The sequence below is a fragment of the Pseudomonas sp. 5Vm1k genome (assembly GCF_056161485.1).
Window position 1 is genome coordinate 345,915 of sequence record NZ_JBSPCZ010000004.1, and the last position, 15,868, is coordinate 361,782.

Sequence of the window (15,868 nt, forward strand, 5' to 3'; positions counted from 1 at the left end):
GCGCATATCACTGCGGGTTGGCACGGGTGCTGGAAAGCAACGATTTCAGATTGGCAGCCTTAGGCTTGACCAACCAGAAACGGCGCAGATAGTCGTCGAGGTTTTCAGCGAGGTTACGGCCCCATTCGCTGTCGGTTTCCGCGACGTATTCGTCCAGCACGCGTTGCAGGTGGCTGCGATAGGCTTCCATCGCTTCGCCGCTGATCCGCTGGATTTCCACCAGTTCGTGGTTGACCCGGTCAACGAAGGTGTTGTCCTGGTCGAGCACGTAGGCGAAACCGCCGGTCATGCCTGAGCCAAAGTTGTAACCGGTCTTGCCCAGAACGCAGACGAAACCACCGGTCATGTACTCGCAGCAGTGATCGCCAGTGCCTTCCACCACGGTGTGAGCACCGGAGTTACGCACCGCGAAACGCTCGCCCGCGGTGCCAGCGGCAAACAACTTGCCACCGGTGGCGCCGTACAGGCAGGTGTTGCCGATAATGGCGCTGTCCTGAGTCTTGTAGACGCTGCCCTTCGGCGGAACGATGACCAGTTTGCCGCCGGTCATGCCTTTGCCGACGTAGTCGTTGGCGTCGCCTTCCAGGTACATGTTCAAGCCACCGGCGTTCCACACACCGAAGCTCTGACCGGCCGTCCCATTGAAGCGGAAGGTGATCGGCGCGTTCGCCATGCCTTGGTTGCCGTGCTTGCGCGCGATTTCGCCGGAGATCCGCGCGCCGATCGAACGGTCGCAGTTGCAGATATCCAGGGCGAACTCGGCGCCGCTCTTGTCGTTGATCGCCGAGGTGGCCATGTCGACCATTTTCTCGGCCAGCAGGCCTTTGTCGAACGGCGGGTTGCGGTCCACCTGGCAGAATTGTGGCTTGTCTGCCGGGATGTGATCGCTGCCGAGCAACGGGGTCAGGTCCAGATGTTGCTGCTTGGCGGTCTGGCCTTCGAGGATTTCCAGCAGATCGGTACGACCGATCAGCTCTTCGAGGGAGCGCACGCCGAGCTTGGCCAGCCACTCACGGGTTTCTTCGGCGACGTAGGTGAAGAAATTCACCACCATGTCGACGGTGCCGATGTAGTGATCCTTGCGCAGCTTCTCGTTCTGAGTCGCGACGCCGGTGGCGCAGTTGTTCAGGTGACAGATGCGCAGGTATTTGCAGCCCAGGGCGATCATTGGCGCGGTGCCGAAGCCGAAGCTTTCAGCGCCGAGAATCGCAGCCTTAATCACGTCGAGGCCGGTTTTCAGGCCGCCGTCGGTTTGCACCCGGACTTTGCCGCGCAGGTCGTTGCCACGCAGGGTCTGGTGGGTTTCGGCCAGGCCGAGTTCCCACGGAGCGCCCGCGTATTTGATCGAGGTCAGCGGCGATGCGCCGGTGCCGCCGTCGTAGCCGGAGATGGTGATCAAGTCCGCGTAGGCCTTGGCCACACCGGCAGCGATGGTGCCGACGCCGGCTTCTGCAACGAGCTTCACCGAGACCAGGGCCTTCGGGTTGACTTGCTTCAAGTCGAAAATCAGCTGCGACAAGTCTTCAATCGAATAGATGTCGTGGTGCGGCGGCGGCGAAATCAGGGTCACGCCCGGCACTGCGTAACGCAGCTTGGCGATCAGACCGTTGACCTTGCCACCTGGCAGCTGACCACCTTCGCCGGGCTTGGCGCCCTGGGCGACTTTGATCTGCAGCACTTCAGCGTTGACCAGGTATTCCGGGGTTACACCGAAACGGCCAGTCGCGACTTGCTTGATTTTCGAGCTCTTGATCGTGCCGTAGCGCGCCGGGTCTTCGCCGCCTTCGCCGGAGTTGGAGCGCGCACCGAGGCGGTTCATGGCTTCGGCCAGGGCTTCGTGAGCTTCCGGCGACAAGGCGCCGAGGGAGATGCCGGCGGAGTCGAAGCGCTTGAGCACCGATTCCAGCGGTTCGATCTCGCTGATGTCCAGCGCCGTGTCCAAGGTCTTCACCTTGAACAAGTCGCGGATCATCGACACCGGACGGTTGTCCACCAGCGCCGTGTATTCCTTGAACTTGCTGTAGTCGCCCTGCTGCACAGCGGCTTGCAGGGTGCTGACCACGTCCGGGTTGTAGGCGTGATACTCGCCACCGTGGACGAACTTCAGCAAACCGCCCTGCTGGATCGGCTTGCGCGGGCTCCAGGCTTCGGCGGCCAAGGCTTTCTGTTCGGCTTCGATATCGACGAAGCGCGCACCCTTGATGCGGCTTGGCACACCACGGAAGCTCAGTTCGCAGACTTCTTCGGACAGGCCGATGGCTTCGAACAACTGCGCACCGCGGTACGAAGTAATGGTCGAGATACCCATCTTCGACAGGATCTTCAGCAGGCCTTTGGTGATGCCTTTGCGGTAGTTCTTGAACACCTCGTAGAGGTCGCCCAGCACTTCACCGGTACGGATCAGGTCGCCCAGCACTTCGTAGGCCAGGAACGGATAGACCGCCGAGGCGCCGAAACCGATCAACACCGCGAAGTGGTGCGGGTCGCGAGCAGTCGCTGTTTCAACCAGGATGTTGGAATCGCAACGCAGACCTTTCTCGGTCAGACGGTGGTGCACTGCGCCGGTAGCCAACGAAGCGTGGATCGGCAACTTGCCCGGAGCAATGTGACGGTCACTCAGTACGACCTGGGTACGGCCGGAGCGCACGGCTTCTTCAGCCTGATCGGCGACGTTGCGGATGGCCGCTTCGAGGCCGACGCTTTCGTCGTAGTTGAGGTCGATGATCGCGCGCTCGAAGCCCGGACGATCGAGGTTCATCAGCGAGCGCCACTTGGCCGGGGAGATGACCGGCGAGCTGAGGATCACGCGGGAGGCGTGTTCCGGCGACTCCTGGAAAATGTTGCGCTCGGCACCGAGGCAGATCTCCAGCGACATGACGATGGCTTCACGCAGCGGGTCGATCGGCGGGTTAGTGACCTGCGCGAACTGCTGGCGGAAATAGTCGTACGGCGTGCGCACGCGCTGGGACAGCACGGCCATCGGCGTATCGTCGCCCATCGAGCCAACGGCTTCGTAGCCTTGCTCGCCGAGCGGACGCAGCACCTGGTCACGCTCTTCGAACGTGACCTGGTACATCTTCATGTACTGCTTGAGCTGGTCGACGTCATAGAAAGCCGAACCGTGGTCGTTGTCTTCCATGGTCGCCTGGATGCGCAGGGCATTCTTGCGCAGCCATTGCTTGTACGGATGACGGGACTTCAAGCGGTTGTCGATCGCGTCGGTGTCGAGGATCTGACCGGTTTCGGTGTCCACGGCAAAGATCTGGCCCGGGCCGACACGGCCCTTGGCGATCACGTCTTCCGGCTGGTAGTTCCAGACGCCGATTTCCGACGCCAGGGTGATAAAGCCGTTTTTGGTGGTGACCCAACGCGCCGGACGCAGACCGTTACGGTCGAGCAGGCACACCGCGTAGCGACCGTCGGTCATTACCACGCCGGCCGGGCCGTCCCACGGTTCCATGTGCATCGAGTTGTATTCGTAGAACGCCCGAAGATCCGGGTCCATGGTTTCGACGTTCTGCCACGCAGGCGGGATGATCATCCGCACGCCACGGAACAGGTCGATGCCGCCGGTGACCATCAGCTCCAACATGTTGTCCATGCTGGAGGAGTCGGAACCGACACGGTTGACCAATGGGCCGAGTTCTTCCAGGTCCATCAAATCGTTGGTGAACTTGGTGCGACGGGCCACGGCCCAGTTACGGTTGCCGGTGATTGTGTTGATCTCGCCGTTGTGGGCGAGGAAGCGGAACGGCTGCGCCAACGGCCATTTCGGCAGGGTGTTGGTCGAGAAGCGCTGGTGGAACACGCAGATCGAGGTTTGCAGGCGTTGGTCGCTGAGGTCTGGATAGAAGGCGGTCAAATCCGCCGGCATCATCAGGCCTTTATAAATGATGGTCTTGTGCGAAAAGCTACAGATGTAGTGATCGACGTCGGCGGCGTTGGCCACGGACGAACGACGACGGGAAGTGAACAGCTTGATCGCCATGTCCTGATCGCTCAGGCCTTCACCACCGATGTACACCTGTTCGATCTGCGGCAGGCGCTCAAGGGCCAGGCGGCCGAGGACGCTGGTGTCGATTGGCACTTTGCGCCAGCCAACGAGGGTCAGGCCGGCAGCGAGGATCTCGCGGTTCATGTTCTCGCGAGCGGCCTCGGCTTTCACCGGGTCCTGGTTGAAGAAGACCATGCCCACAGCGTATTGCTTGGGCAGTTCGACGCCGAAGGTTTCCTGGGCAATGGCTCGCAGGAACACATCCGGCTTTTGAATCAGCAAGCCGCAACCGTCACCGGTCTTGCCGTCGGCGTTGATCCCACCGCGGTGGGTCATGCAGGTCAGGGCCTCAATGGCCGTTTGCAAAAGGGTATGACTGGGCTCGCCCTGCATATGGGCTATCAGGCCAAAACCGCAGTTATCCTTGAATTCATCTGGTTGGTACAGACCTGCTTTCATAGACACTTTCTCACCAGGCTGCCTCTTTTCGAGGCAAATTTCTTTTCAATTCAACCACTTGCCATCCACGCCGAACGTACGTCGGCTTTGCGGGGGCAAAAGGGAGGTCATTGTACACACCGACACTTAGGCTCACAAATTTGACGACGAAATGTCGCAAATCTATGTCGCATTTGTGAAAGGTTTAAAGCGATATGCTGTGCTAGTCAAAACTTTTTTAATTTTGACCGCAACGACTCAAAGACCACTATGACGCAGACACCACAAGGCACGCGGCCTCTGGGGCAGCATGCTACTTGCGGAAAATTTTGAGGTGCCGGGAGAGGCGGCCTGGGTAAGGCCGCCGAATCATCAGCGAGCTGTAGCCAGTTCCTGTTGGACGCTGGCGACGGAGCGAGGCCAAGGTTTACCAGCCTGAACCTTCGCTGGCAAGGCCTTGATAGCGGAAACGGCTGCGTCACGGTTGGCGAAGCTGCCGTAGGTGATGACGTAAAGCGGTTTGCCGTTGAGGACTTTCTTGAAGTAACGGTACTCGCCGCCCTGTTCCTTGACGAAGGTTTGTGCAGCGGCTTCGGAGCTGGTACCGAGGATCTGCACCACGTAGTTACCCGGTGCCTGCCCGGCGTACCAGCTGCCACCGGCGGCTTTGGCGACGGTAACCGGCTTCTCGGCAGGTTTGGCAGCGACAACAGGCTTGGCTGGCGCTGGGGCCGGCTTGGCCACTGGCGCAGGCGCTGGCTTGGCGGTAGCGACCTGGGTCGGTGCCGGCGCCGGTTTGGCGGCGGGTGTTGGCGCAGGGCCAGGCTGGATGCCAGTAGGTGGCGCGATAGTAGTGACGGTCGGCGGTGTAGCACTGGAGCCTTCGACCGGCACGCCGTCGTCGCCTTCGGTGATACCGCCGGCCGCTTCGGCCAGTGGGCTGCGCATGACCGGTTGCGATTGGCCGACCAGCGGCAATGGCATCGGTTGCGTGTTACCGGCGAACTCCACGGAGGGAGCGCCGCCGGCGGCGTTCGGTTTTGGCGTGCCCAATGGCAATTGGGCCTGCTCGTTGGCCGGTGCGCCGGTGGTCGGTGTCTTGCTGCGGCCCGGCATCAACCAGGCGGCGGCTACCGCGACCACGACTACGGCGGAAATCGCCAATACGTGTTTCTTCGGCATGTTGAACCCCATACTTGGACGCTTCACCGCTGTGCGGCTGGCAATCATGGCTTCGATCATCGCATCGCGGGCGACCTGGTTGATGTTGCCAGGCCAACCGTCGGAGCTTTCGTGAATATCAGAGATCTGATCCGCGGTAAAAAGTTCGATACCCCGACCGGCGCCTTCAAGACGCTGGTCCAGATATTCGCGGGTTTCTTCTTCGGTGTATGGCTGCAATTCGATGACGTGGAAGCGCTCTTCCTCGAGGCTCAGGGCCTCCAGTTGCGCGATCAGCGACGACTCGCCGAACAGGAACACGTGCGGGCGACCTTCCGGTGCGCCGGCCGCCAGGGCCATCAAGGCTTCGAGCGCGGATTCATCAAGTTGCTCGGCGTCATCCACCAGCAAATAGACTTCCTGGCCGGTCAGGGCCAATTGCACCACTTGGGCCAGAATCGCGTTGATCTCGGCCTGGGCCACATTCAGCGCCTGGGCGACTTGACGCAGCACACCGGCGGCATCGCCGGCGCCACGGGCGGAAACCACCACGCTTTGCACGGACTGCTTGTTGGTGCTGGCCACCAGGGCTTGACGCAGCAGGGTCTTGCCGCTGCCTTGCGGGCCGGTGACCACCAGCAGCAACTGGCTGTAACGGGCCAGGTGATGCAGTTGTCCCAGCACCGGTTTGCGCTGGGCCGGGAAAAATTTGAAGCCAGGCACCCGTGGAGCAAAAGGGTCATGACTTAACTGGAAATGGCCGAGGAAAGCCTCGTCGGCATGCAAACTAGTCATCGGGATCTTATTAACCTTTAAGCTGAGCCAGGGCGCGGTAATCCGCTCCCAGCGTGGCCTGTAGAACCTCTTTCGGATAATCGTCGGTCACCACCGCTTCGCCCATGTGGCGCAGCAGCACCAGGCGCAAACGACCGTCGATCACTTTCTTGTCAATTGCCATGTGTTCGAGAAAATCGGCTTCAGTCATCTCTTCCGGCGGAACGACCGGCAGGCCGGCACGCTGGAACAGGCGAATACCGCGATCTCGCTCTTGCTCGCTGATCCAGCCCAGACGCGTGGACATTTCCAGCGCCATTACGGTGCCGGCAGCGACCGCCTCACCATGTAGCCACACACCATAGCCCATGTGGGTTTCGATGGCGTGGCCGAAGGTGTGCCCCAGGTTCAGCGTGGCACGCACGCCGGTCTCTTTCTCGTCAGCACCGACCACCGCAGCCTTGGCCGCGCAGGAGCGCTCGATAGCGTAAGTCAGGGCGACCTGATCCAGGGCGCGCAGGCGATCGACGTTTTCTTCGAGCCAGGTCAGGAACGGCTCGTCGCAGATCAACCCGTACTTGATGACTTCCGCCAGGCCCGCAGACAGTTCGCGAGCCGGCAGCGTATTGAGGGTGGCGGTATCGATCAGCACCACATTCGGCTGATAGAACGCGCCGACCATGTTCTTGCCCAACGGATGATTGATCCCGGTCTTGCCGCCCACCGAAGAGTCGACTTGCGACAGCAACGTGGTTGGCACCTGGATGAAATCAACGCCGCGCTGGTAGCAGGCGGCGGCAAAACCGGCCATGTCACCAATGACGCCGCCACCGAGGGCGATCACCGTCGTGCGGCGGTCGTGCCGCGCGGTCAGCAGACCATCGAAAATCAGTTGCAGGGTTTCCCAGGTCTTGAAGGCTTCGCCGTCAGGCAGCACCACCGAGACGACTGAAAACTGCGCGAGGCTTTTGCTCAGACGTTCGAGATAGAGCGGCGCAACGGTCTCGTTGGAGATGATTGCCACTTGCCGCCCGCGAACATGTGGGGCCAGCAACTCGGGCTGATCCAACAAACCTTCGCCAATATGAATCGGGTAGCTGCGCTCGCCTAGATCGACCTTGAGTGTCTGCATGTGTCCCCACAGTGAAGATGGAATCAGGCGTCCTGCCTTGAGTTAACGAATGTGCGCGGCGCCTGCTGGTGTGACGCCGTTTGATAGCCATCCGCCACAACCTTGAGCGGCCATGACAGGACGCCGAGGATAGCGCATTTCGCGCTGCGCTTTAACGGGGAGGAAGCTGCTGCAAGCGTTCGAGGATGTCTAGCACGACCATTCGCGGCGGCCGCTCATCGGTTTCCACCACCAGATCGGCGATTTCCCGATAAAGCGGATCGCGCAGCGTCAGCAAATCCCGAAGGGTCTTGGCCGGGTCGGCGGTACGCAACAACGGACGATTGCGATCACGGGCCGTGCGACCGACTTGCTGCTCGACGGAGGCGTGCAGATACACCACGCGTCCCCCGGCATGCAGGGCCCGACGATTGGCTTCGCGCATCACGGCACCGCCGCCGGTGGCCAGCACTACGCCGTCGCAGGCGCACAGCTCTTCGATCATCGCTTGCTCGCGATCACGAAAGCCGGGCTCGCCTTCCTTATCGAAGATCCACGGGATATTGGCGCCCGTGCGCAATTCAATTTCCTTGTCGGAATCTTTGAATGGCAGGCGCAGCTCTTTGGCCAGCAAACGGCCGATGGTGCTTTTTCCAGCCCCCATCGGTCCTACAAGAATCAAATTTCGCACAGAATCAACGACTCACAGCAATCGCCTGGTTATTCATGATACGCGGAGTGAGAAATACCAGCAGCTCGGATTTTTTCTCCGAAACCACGTCACGCCGGAAAAGGCGGCCAAGATACGGCACATCGCCGAGAAATGGCACCTTATCTACAACCTTGCTCTGAGTATTTGAGAAAACCCCACCAATAACGATGGTTTCGCCGTCGTTGACCAGCACCTTGGCGTTGACCTCGTTTTTCTTGATGGGCGGCACGTCCTGCACTTTGTTGAGGTAATCCGGTTCGTCCTTGGTGACCTTGACCTCCATGATGATGCGGTTATCCGGGGTGATTTGCGGCGTCACCTCCAAGGACAGTGAAGCCTCCTTGAACGCCACCGACGTCGCACCGCTGGAACTGGCTTCCTGATAGGGAATCTCGGTGCCCTTGAGGATTTTTGCGGTTTCCTTGTCGGACGTCACCACCTTGGGTTGCGAGACGATTTCGCCGTTGCCGGTTTTCTCCATCGCAGTCAGCTCAAGGTCAAGCAGCACATTGTCGGTAATGAAGGCGATGCCGATCCCTGAGGTATTGCCTGCAGTACCCATGTCGACGAAAGGCGAGTTGGTGCTGGTACTGCCCGGCGTTCCGATGGTGGTTGAAGAACCGTTACTGACACCCGAGGTGTTCCAGTTGCCCTTGTTCTGCACCGAGCCGCCCCAGCGCACGCCGAGACTCTTGTCGTAATCGACGTTGGCTTCGACGATCCGCGCTTCGATCATCACCTGGCGCACCGGGATATCCAGTTGCGCGACGATGCGGCGAAGCTCGTCGAGGCGATCCTGGGTCTGGTAGGCAATGATGTTGTTGGTGCGCTCGTCGACGGTGATCGAGCCCCGCTCGTCGACTTTCGACTCGGCGCTGGTCACCGACGTGAATAGCTTGGCGATGTCCGCAGCCTTGGCGTAATTGACCTGCAACAGCTCACGGCGCAGCGGCGCGAGTTCGGCGATCTGTTTTTGCGACTCCAGTTCCTGGCGTTCACGGGCGGCGATTTCATCCGCTGGCGCGACCAGCAAGACGTTGCCGATCTTGCGTTTGTCCAGGCCTTTGGTTTTCAGCACCAGGTCCAGCGCCTGGTCCCACGGCACGTTTTGCAGACGCAAGGTGATGCCGCCCTGCACCGTGTCGCTCGCTACCAGATTGAGGTTGGTGAAGTCAGCGATCAATTGCAGCACCGAGCGCACATCGATGTCCTGGAAATTCAGCGAGAGCTTTTCGCCGGTGTAGGCAAAGCGTTCGGCGTTCCGTTTCTGCAAGTCGTCCGGGGTCACCGCACGAATACTGACGGTCAGTTTATTGTCCGTCTGGTACGTCGAATATTCGTAGGCGCCGACAGGTTCGATGCTGATGGTCGCGCGATCACCAGTGGCAGCAGCGTTGACGAATTGCACCGGGGTGGCGAAGTCCTTGACGTCCAGGCGAACACGCAGCGGCTCGGGCAATTGAGTCCTGGCGAAACCGAGGATGATCTTGCCCTCACGCTCCTGGATGTCTGGCGCAATGGAGGGGTCCGACAAGTCGATCACCACATTGCCCTCACCCTGGGTGCCACGCTGAAAGTCCACGCCCCGAATGGCCTTGCCCGCTGGTGCATAAGCTTTTACAGGAGCCGGTTTTGCGGTAGCGACCCGCGGCGCGCTGGCAACCGGTTTGGCTGCCGCGCTCTTCGCACCCTGGCCAACGACCACGAACAGATTGTTGCCTTCAACCCTGGAGCTGTAAGGCGTCAGCTGAGTCAGGTTGATGATCAGGCGCGTACGGTCCTTGGCCTCCACCACTGTGGCACTGCGGGCATTGCCGCCACCGAGGTCGCGATTTTTACTGGCCAGCTTACTGACCACCCCCGGTAGATCCAGCGCAATGCGCGCCGGTGATTCGGTGGTGTAACCGTGGGGCGGCGGCGGTGGTCCGTCGAAGGTCAACTTCAACTCGATGCGGTCACCCGGCAGCGCGGCGACATCCAGCGCGTTGAGGTTGGCCGCTTGTACCATCGGCGACAGCAGCGCTATCCATAGCGAAATACCGAGGGTTGAAAAAATCCTGTTCATTATTCGAGTTCCACTATGAGTGCTCTTTCAAAGGGATGGTCCGCGGCCGTTCCAGCCAGGCACCTTCGCCATCGGGAACGATTTCGACCACATCGACTTGCGAGCCGCTGATGGCGACGATCCGCCCATCGTTACGCCCCAGGTAATCGCCGACTTTCAACCGATGCACACCACCCGCCCCACGCAGCAACGCAAAGGAGCCAGTGGCATTGGAGATTGTGCCGACCATTTCAAACTGCTCGATGTTGAAACCTTCGAGGTACTGCTTGACCCGACCGGGATCGGGTTTGACGTTGCGCGAACCGTGTTTCTGGCCGGCCAGATCGACTCTGACCTGTCGGGAAAACGGGCTGCGCAGGTTCGCGGCGCTGTAAGTGAATGTGGGGTAAGACCGGAATGTCGGGGTTGGTTCAATCTTGCCGGCCGGACGCAGACGCACTTCGTTCATGTACGCATCGAGGTCGCTGAAGCCACTGTCGCCACCACACCCGGCCAGGCCCGCCAACAACACACTCATGAATAAACAACGCAACGGGGTCATTTTTGCAGCCCCTTGTCGTTGTAGCGGTAGGTCTTGGCGAGGATGCTCATGCGCAGCTTCGTACCGCCGTCGGGATTGGCCGGTGCAAGGTCGAAGTCATGCAGGGTAACGATTCGCGGCAGGCCGGCCACGCCACTGACGAAGGTCGCCAGGTCGTGGTAGGCGCCAGTGACAGTGATCTGGATCGGCAACTCGATGTAGAACTGCTGAGTGACTTCCGGCAGTAACTTGATCTCTTCGAATTCCAGGCCGCTGCCCAGGCCGGTGCGGGTGATGTCCTCCAGCAGGCCAGGCACTTCGGTGTCGCTGGGCAGTTGCCGCAACAGCACGCCGAAAGAGTTCTCCATTTCCTTCATTTGCTGGGTGTAGAGCTCAAGGTTCGCCGCCATGCCGGCCTTGCTGGCGAACTGTTCCTTGAGTGTCGACTCTTCAGCGCGTTTGAGATCGAGCTGGTTTTCCAGGTCACTGATGTAAAAGTTGTAGCCCAGACCCAGCACCAGAACCATCAGCAGAATGCCCGCCGCCGCCTTGATTGCCGCTGGCCAGGAACCGATGTTGTTGGTGTCCAGATCGTTGATGTCGATCTTGCGCAGCCCTTCGAACCAATCGGACGGTCTCATTTAGCGACCTCCATCGTGGCTGGCAGAGTCTGACGAACGGTCAGCTGAAAAACGTTGGCCTGATCCAGCTGACCGGCGGTCGTCGCCTTGACCTCGGTCAGGCTCGGCGCATCGAACCAGTCCGAAGCATCGAGATTGCGCATCAGCTCCGAGACCTTGTTGTTCGACTCTGCCGCACCGGTAATGGACAGGGTCTTGCCAGTCATTTTCACTTCAGTGAAATACACGCCGTCTGGCAGAGTCCGCGCCAACTGGTCGAAAATTCGACCGCTGATCTGCCGGTTGCCTTGCAAGTCCTGGATGATCCGCATGCGCTCTACCAGTTGCTGGCGCCGGGCCTTGAGGTCGCTGATTTGCTTGATCCGCTCATCAACGACCGCTATCTGCTTGCCAAGGTATTCATTGCGGGTCACTTGCTGATCGATGGCGCCGCTGATGATCTGATCGGTAATCAGGACCAAACCGACCGAACCGATCAGCACACCCACCAACGCCAGGAGAAAGCGCTTGCGGCGTTCTTCGCGCAGTTCTTCACGCCAGGGTAAAAGGTTGATCCGCGCCATCAGTCGAAACTCCTGAGGGCCAGACCACAGGCAATCATCAAGGCCGGTGCGTCGCTGGCGAGGGCGCCGGCGTTGACCTTGCTGCTCAGGGCCATGTCAGCGAACGGGTTGGCAACCTGAGTCGGCGTGCCCAGCCGCTGCTCGATCAACCGATCAAGGCCAGGGACCGAGGCAGTGCCGCCGGCCAGCAGGATATGGTCGACTGCGTTGTACTGGCCGGACGCAAAGAAAAACTGCAAGGAGCGAGAAACCTGCTGCACCAGAGCATCACGAAACGGCTGCAACACCTCGCTGACATAGTCATCCGGCAAGCCACCCTGTTTTTTCGCCAGGCCGGCCTGCTCGGTGGTCAGGCCATATCGGCGCTGGATTTCTTCGGTGAGCTGGCGCCCGCCAAACAGTTGTTCGCGGGTGTAGATGATCCGGCCGTTGTGCAGCACGCTCAGGGTGGTCATGGTCGCGCCGATGTCCACCACGGCGACGGTCGGGCGCTCTTGATTGGAGGCCAGTTGGGTCGCCAGCAAACCAAAGGAACGCTCAAGAGCGTAGGCCTCGACATCCACCACTTTGGCGGTCAGCCCGGCCAGGGCCAGGGCAGCCTCGCGCACCTCGACGTTTTCTTTCCGACAGGCGGCCAGCAGCACATTGACCCGCTCGGGGTTGCGCGGCGATACACCCTGGACTTCGAAATCGATGGCGACTTCGTCCAATGGGTAAGGGATGTATTGATCAGCTTCGATCTTGAGCTGGTTTTCCATCTCGTCGTCGGACAGCCCGGCGTCCATCTCGATGGTCTTGGTAATCACCGCCGAACCGGCCACTGCAACCGCGACGTTCCTGATACCGGTCCGAGCCTTGAGAAGCACGCGTGACAACGCCTGGCCCACACCTTCGAGCTCGGCGATGTTCTTCTCGATCACCGCGCTGGACGGCAGCGGTTCGACCGCGTAGGCCTCGACCCGGTAGCGGTCGCCCTGACGGCTCAGCTCCAGAAGCTTCACCGACGTGGAGCTGATGTCGATCCCCAGAAGCGTTCTGGTCTTTTTATTGAAGAGTCCTAGCACTACCAATTCCCTATGACTATCCGTGAGTTACGGACTCTGTAATGTGCATTGCGTTCAATCACTCCATCTTGACAGAAGCGCAAATGACGCCCACCGCGGAAAAATGCTTATAATGCCCAGCGTTTTTTTCCGCTTTTACTGCCAGCGCGGGTCGTTCTCTGTGTAGTCGAGACCCTGACGCCAAATTCATTCTTTGCCCTGGATGTTCAAACGCCTTGATTCGTCTGCTGAAATTTTTCGGTTGGTCCATCGTCGCCGTTTTCTGCGGACTGCTTTTAGGTCTCAGTGGCGCCTATCTTTACCTTAGTCCGGGTTTGCCGTCCGTGGAGGCGCTGAGAAGCATTCAGTTGCAGATTCCTCTGCGGGTCTACAGCAGCGATAACAAGTTGATCGCAGAATTTGGCGAAATGCGCCGGACTCCGATCCGTTTCGCCGACATTCCCCCCAATTTCATCAATGCGTTACTAAGTGCTGAAGACGACAACTTCGCCAACCACTATGGCGTCGATCCGAGCAGCCTGATGCGTGCCGCGACCCAACTGGTCAAAAGCGGCCACATCCAGTCCGGCGGCAGCACCATCACCATGCAGGTGGCGAAGAACTTCTTCCTGACCAGCGAACGCAGCTTCTCGCGCAAAACCACCGAAATTCTCCTGGCCCTGCAAATCGAACGGCAGCTGACCAAGGACGAGATCCTTGAGCTGTACGTCAACAAGATCTACCTGGGTAACCGCGCCTACGGCATCGAGGCAGCGGCGCAGGTCTACTACGGCAAATCGATTCGGGATGTGAGCCTGGCGCAGATGGCGATGATCGCCGGTCTGCCCAAAGCCCCGTCGCGCTTCAACCCGCTGGCCAATCCGGCCCGCAGCAAGGAACGTCGCGACTGGATTCTGGGGCGCATGTACAAGCTCGGGAAAATCACCGAAGCCGACTACACCACCGCGATCAACGAACCACTGAACGCCAGCTATCACGTGCCGACCCCGGAAGTGAACGCGCCGTACATCGCCGAAATGGCCCGTGCCGAAATGGTCGGCCGTTATGGCAGCGACGCCTACACCGAAGGTTTCCGCGTCACGACCACCGTGCCGAGCAACTTGCAGGAAATGGCCAATACCGCAGTTCACGAAGGCTTGATGACCTACGACCAGCGTCACGGCTATCGCGGTCCTGAGTCGCGCCTGCCGGGCAAGACCCGTGAAGCCTGGGCCACCGAACTGACCAAGCAGCGCACCATCAGCAGCCTTGAACCGGCCATCGTTACCCAGGTCGACAAGAACGGCCTGCAAGTGATGACCCGCACCGGCGACGAGCACGTCGGCTGGGACAGCATGAAGTGGGCGCGGCCATTCCTGAACACCAACAGCATGGGCGCCAATCCGAAGCAGCCGGCGGACGTGGCCCAGGTCGGCGATCTGATCCGCGTGCAACGCCAGCCGGACAACTCGCTGAAGTTCAGCCAGATCCCGCAGGCCCAAGGCGCACTGGTTTCCCTTGATCCGCAGAACGGTGCAATCCGTTCGCTGGTCGGCGGCTTCGCCTTCGAGCAGAGCAATTACAACCGTGCCCTGCAGGCCAAGCGCCAGCCGGGCTCGAGCTTCAAGCCGTTCGTCTACAGCGCCGCCCTGGATAACGGCTACACCGCCGCGACCCTGGTGAACGACGCGCCGATCGTGTTTGTCGACGAGTACCTGGACAAGGTCTGGCGTCCGAAGAACGACACCAACACCTTCCTTGGCCCGATCCGCTTGCGTGAAGGTCTGTACAAGTCGCGTAACCTGGTGTCGATCCGGTTGGTGCAGGCGCTGGGCGTTGATCGCACCATCGACTACATCAGCAAGTTCGGCTTCAACAAGCAGGACCTGCCGCGCAACCTGTCCCTGGCGCTGGGCACCGCGACCCTGACGCCAATGGAAATCGCCACCGGTTGGAGCACCTTCGCCAACGGCGGCTACAAGATCACCCCGTACATCATCGACAAGATTGAAAGCCGCAACGGTGACACGCTGTTCGTCGCCAACCCGCCGAGCGTGCCTCAGGGCGATACGGCGACCGCTGGCCTGGCCGCACCGGTCGCGCAGCCGTTCACGGTCAACGCGACCCCGGGTGAGGCGCCGGCCGCACCTGGCACGCTGCCGCAAACCCCGGCCCTGGCGGAGCGGATTGTCGATGGCCGCACCACGTTCATCCTCAACAGCATGCTGGAGGACGTGATCAAGCTGGGCACCGGCCGCCGCGCACTGGCCCTGGGCCGTCCGGACATCGCGGGTAAAACCGGTACCACCAACGAATCCAAGGACGCCTGGTTCTCCGGCTACAACGCCGATTACGTGACCACGGTCTGGACCGGTTTCGACCAACCTGAAAGCCTGGGTCGCAAGGAATTCGGCGGCACCGTCGCGCTGCCGATCTGGATGAACTACATGGCCGCCGCGCTCAAAGGCAAGCCGCCACATACGCAAGCGGAGCCGGAAGGCATCCTCAGCCTGCGGGTTGACCCGGTCAGCGGTCGTGCGGCCACGCCAAGCACGCCTGGGGCCTACTTTGAGCTATTCAAGGCCGAAGACACGCCACCGTCGGTGAACGAGCTGGGCAACGGCACAGCGCCGGGCAGCCCATTGCCAGCGGATGAAGCGGCACCGATCGATTTGTTCTGATCGGCTGACGCAACAAAAAGCCCCGCCTTCGAGAGAAGCGCGGGGCTTTTTTTTGCACGCAAGATCAAAAGATCGCAGCCTTCGGCAGCTCCTACAGGGGAACGCATTCTCATGTAGGAGCTGCCGAAGGCTGCGATCTTTTGATCTTTATCCCCATAAAAAAAC

General features: G+C 60.3%; 10 protein-coding genes. 1 reads left to right on the forward strand and 9 read right to left on the reverse strand.

The annotated features are described in order from the left end of the window. Window positions 1-7: 7 nt before the first annotated feature. From gltB to ACWIKB_RS10715, 9 genes are all read right to left on the reverse strand, one after another. Window positions 8-4,453 carry a glutamate synthase large subunit gene (gene gltB, locus ACWIKB_RS10675; protein WP_475266661.1) on the reverse strand — a complete coding sequence of 1,482 codons (4,446 nt, stop codon included), beginning with the start codon at window positions 4,451-4,453 and terminating at the stop codon, window positions 8-10. 351 nt (window positions 4,454-4,804) lie between these two features. After that, window positions 4,805-6,388 carry an AAA family ATPase gene (locus ACWIKB_RS10680; RefSeq protein ID WP_475266663.1) on the reverse strand — a complete coding sequence of 528 codons (1,584 nt, stop codon included), beginning with the start codon at window positions 6,386-6,388 and terminating at the stop codon, window positions 4,805-4,807. Between the two features lie 10 nt (window positions 6,389-6,398). Beyond that, entirely contained in the window at window positions 6,399-7,499 is a 1,101-nt protein-coding gene (gene aroB / locus ACWIKB_RS10685) for a 3-dehydroquinate synthase (RefSeq protein ID WP_475266665.1), read from the reverse strand. A 151-nt stretch (window positions 7,500-7,650) separates the two neighbouring features. Then, window positions 7,651-8,169 (reverse strand): shikimate kinase AroK, encoded by a 519-nt coding sequence (gene aroK, locus ACWIKB_RS10690; protein WP_475266667.1) that lies wholly within the window; start codon window positions 8,167-8,169, stop codon window positions 7,651-7,653. A gap of 4 nt (window positions 8,170-8,173) precedes the next feature. Continuing rightward, window positions 8,174-10,255 (reverse strand): type IV pilus secretin PilQ, encoded by a 2,082-nt coding sequence (locus tag ACWIKB_RS10695; protein ID WP_475266669.1) that lies wholly within the window; start codon window positions 10,253-10,255, stop codon window positions 8,174-8,176. 13 nt (window positions 10,256-10,268) lie between these two features. Next, window positions 10,269-10,796, reverse strand: a complete 528-nt coding sequence (locus ACWIKB_RS10700; RefSeq protein ID WP_475266671.1) for a pilus assembly protein PilP — start codon at window positions 10,794-10,796, stop codon at window positions 10,269-10,271. After that, complete coding sequence (pilO, locus tag ACWIKB_RS10705) at window positions 10,793-11,416, reverse strand: type 4a pilus biogenesis protein PilO (protein ID WP_475266673.1); 624 nt, start codon at window positions 11,414-11,416, stop codon at window positions 10,793-10,795. Before pilO ends, ACWIKB_RS10700 begins: the two co-directional genes overlap by 4 nt. Further along, the gene (locus tag ACWIKB_RS10710) at window positions 11,413-11,979 is read right to left on the reverse strand and encodes a PilN domain-containing protein (protein ID WP_475266675.1); all 567 of its coding nucleotides are present in this window, start codon (window positions 11,977-11,979) and stop codon (window positions 11,413-11,415) included. The genes pilO and ACWIKB_RS10710 overlap by 4 nt, the downstream gene beginning before the upstream one ends. Further along, window positions 11,979-13,043: a pilus assembly protein PilM gene (locus ACWIKB_RS10715; RefSeq protein ID WP_475266677.1), complete on the reverse strand. Its 1,065-nt coding sequence runs from the start codon at window positions 13,041-13,043 to the stop codon at window positions 11,979-11,981. Before ACWIKB_RS10715 ends, ACWIKB_RS10710 begins: the two co-directional genes overlap by 1 nt. Before the next feature lie 218 nt (window positions 13,044-13,261). Here ACWIKB_RS10715 and ACWIKB_RS10720 point away from each other — a divergent pair, with 218 nt between their 5' ends. Further along, window positions 13,262-15,703 carry a penicillin-binding protein 1A gene (locus ACWIKB_RS10720; RefSeq protein ID WP_475266864.1) on the forward strand — a complete coding sequence of 814 codons (2,442 nt, stop codon included), beginning with the start codon at window positions 13,262-13,264 and terminating at the stop codon, window positions 15,701-15,703. Window positions 15,704-15,868 lie beyond the last annotated feature (165 nt).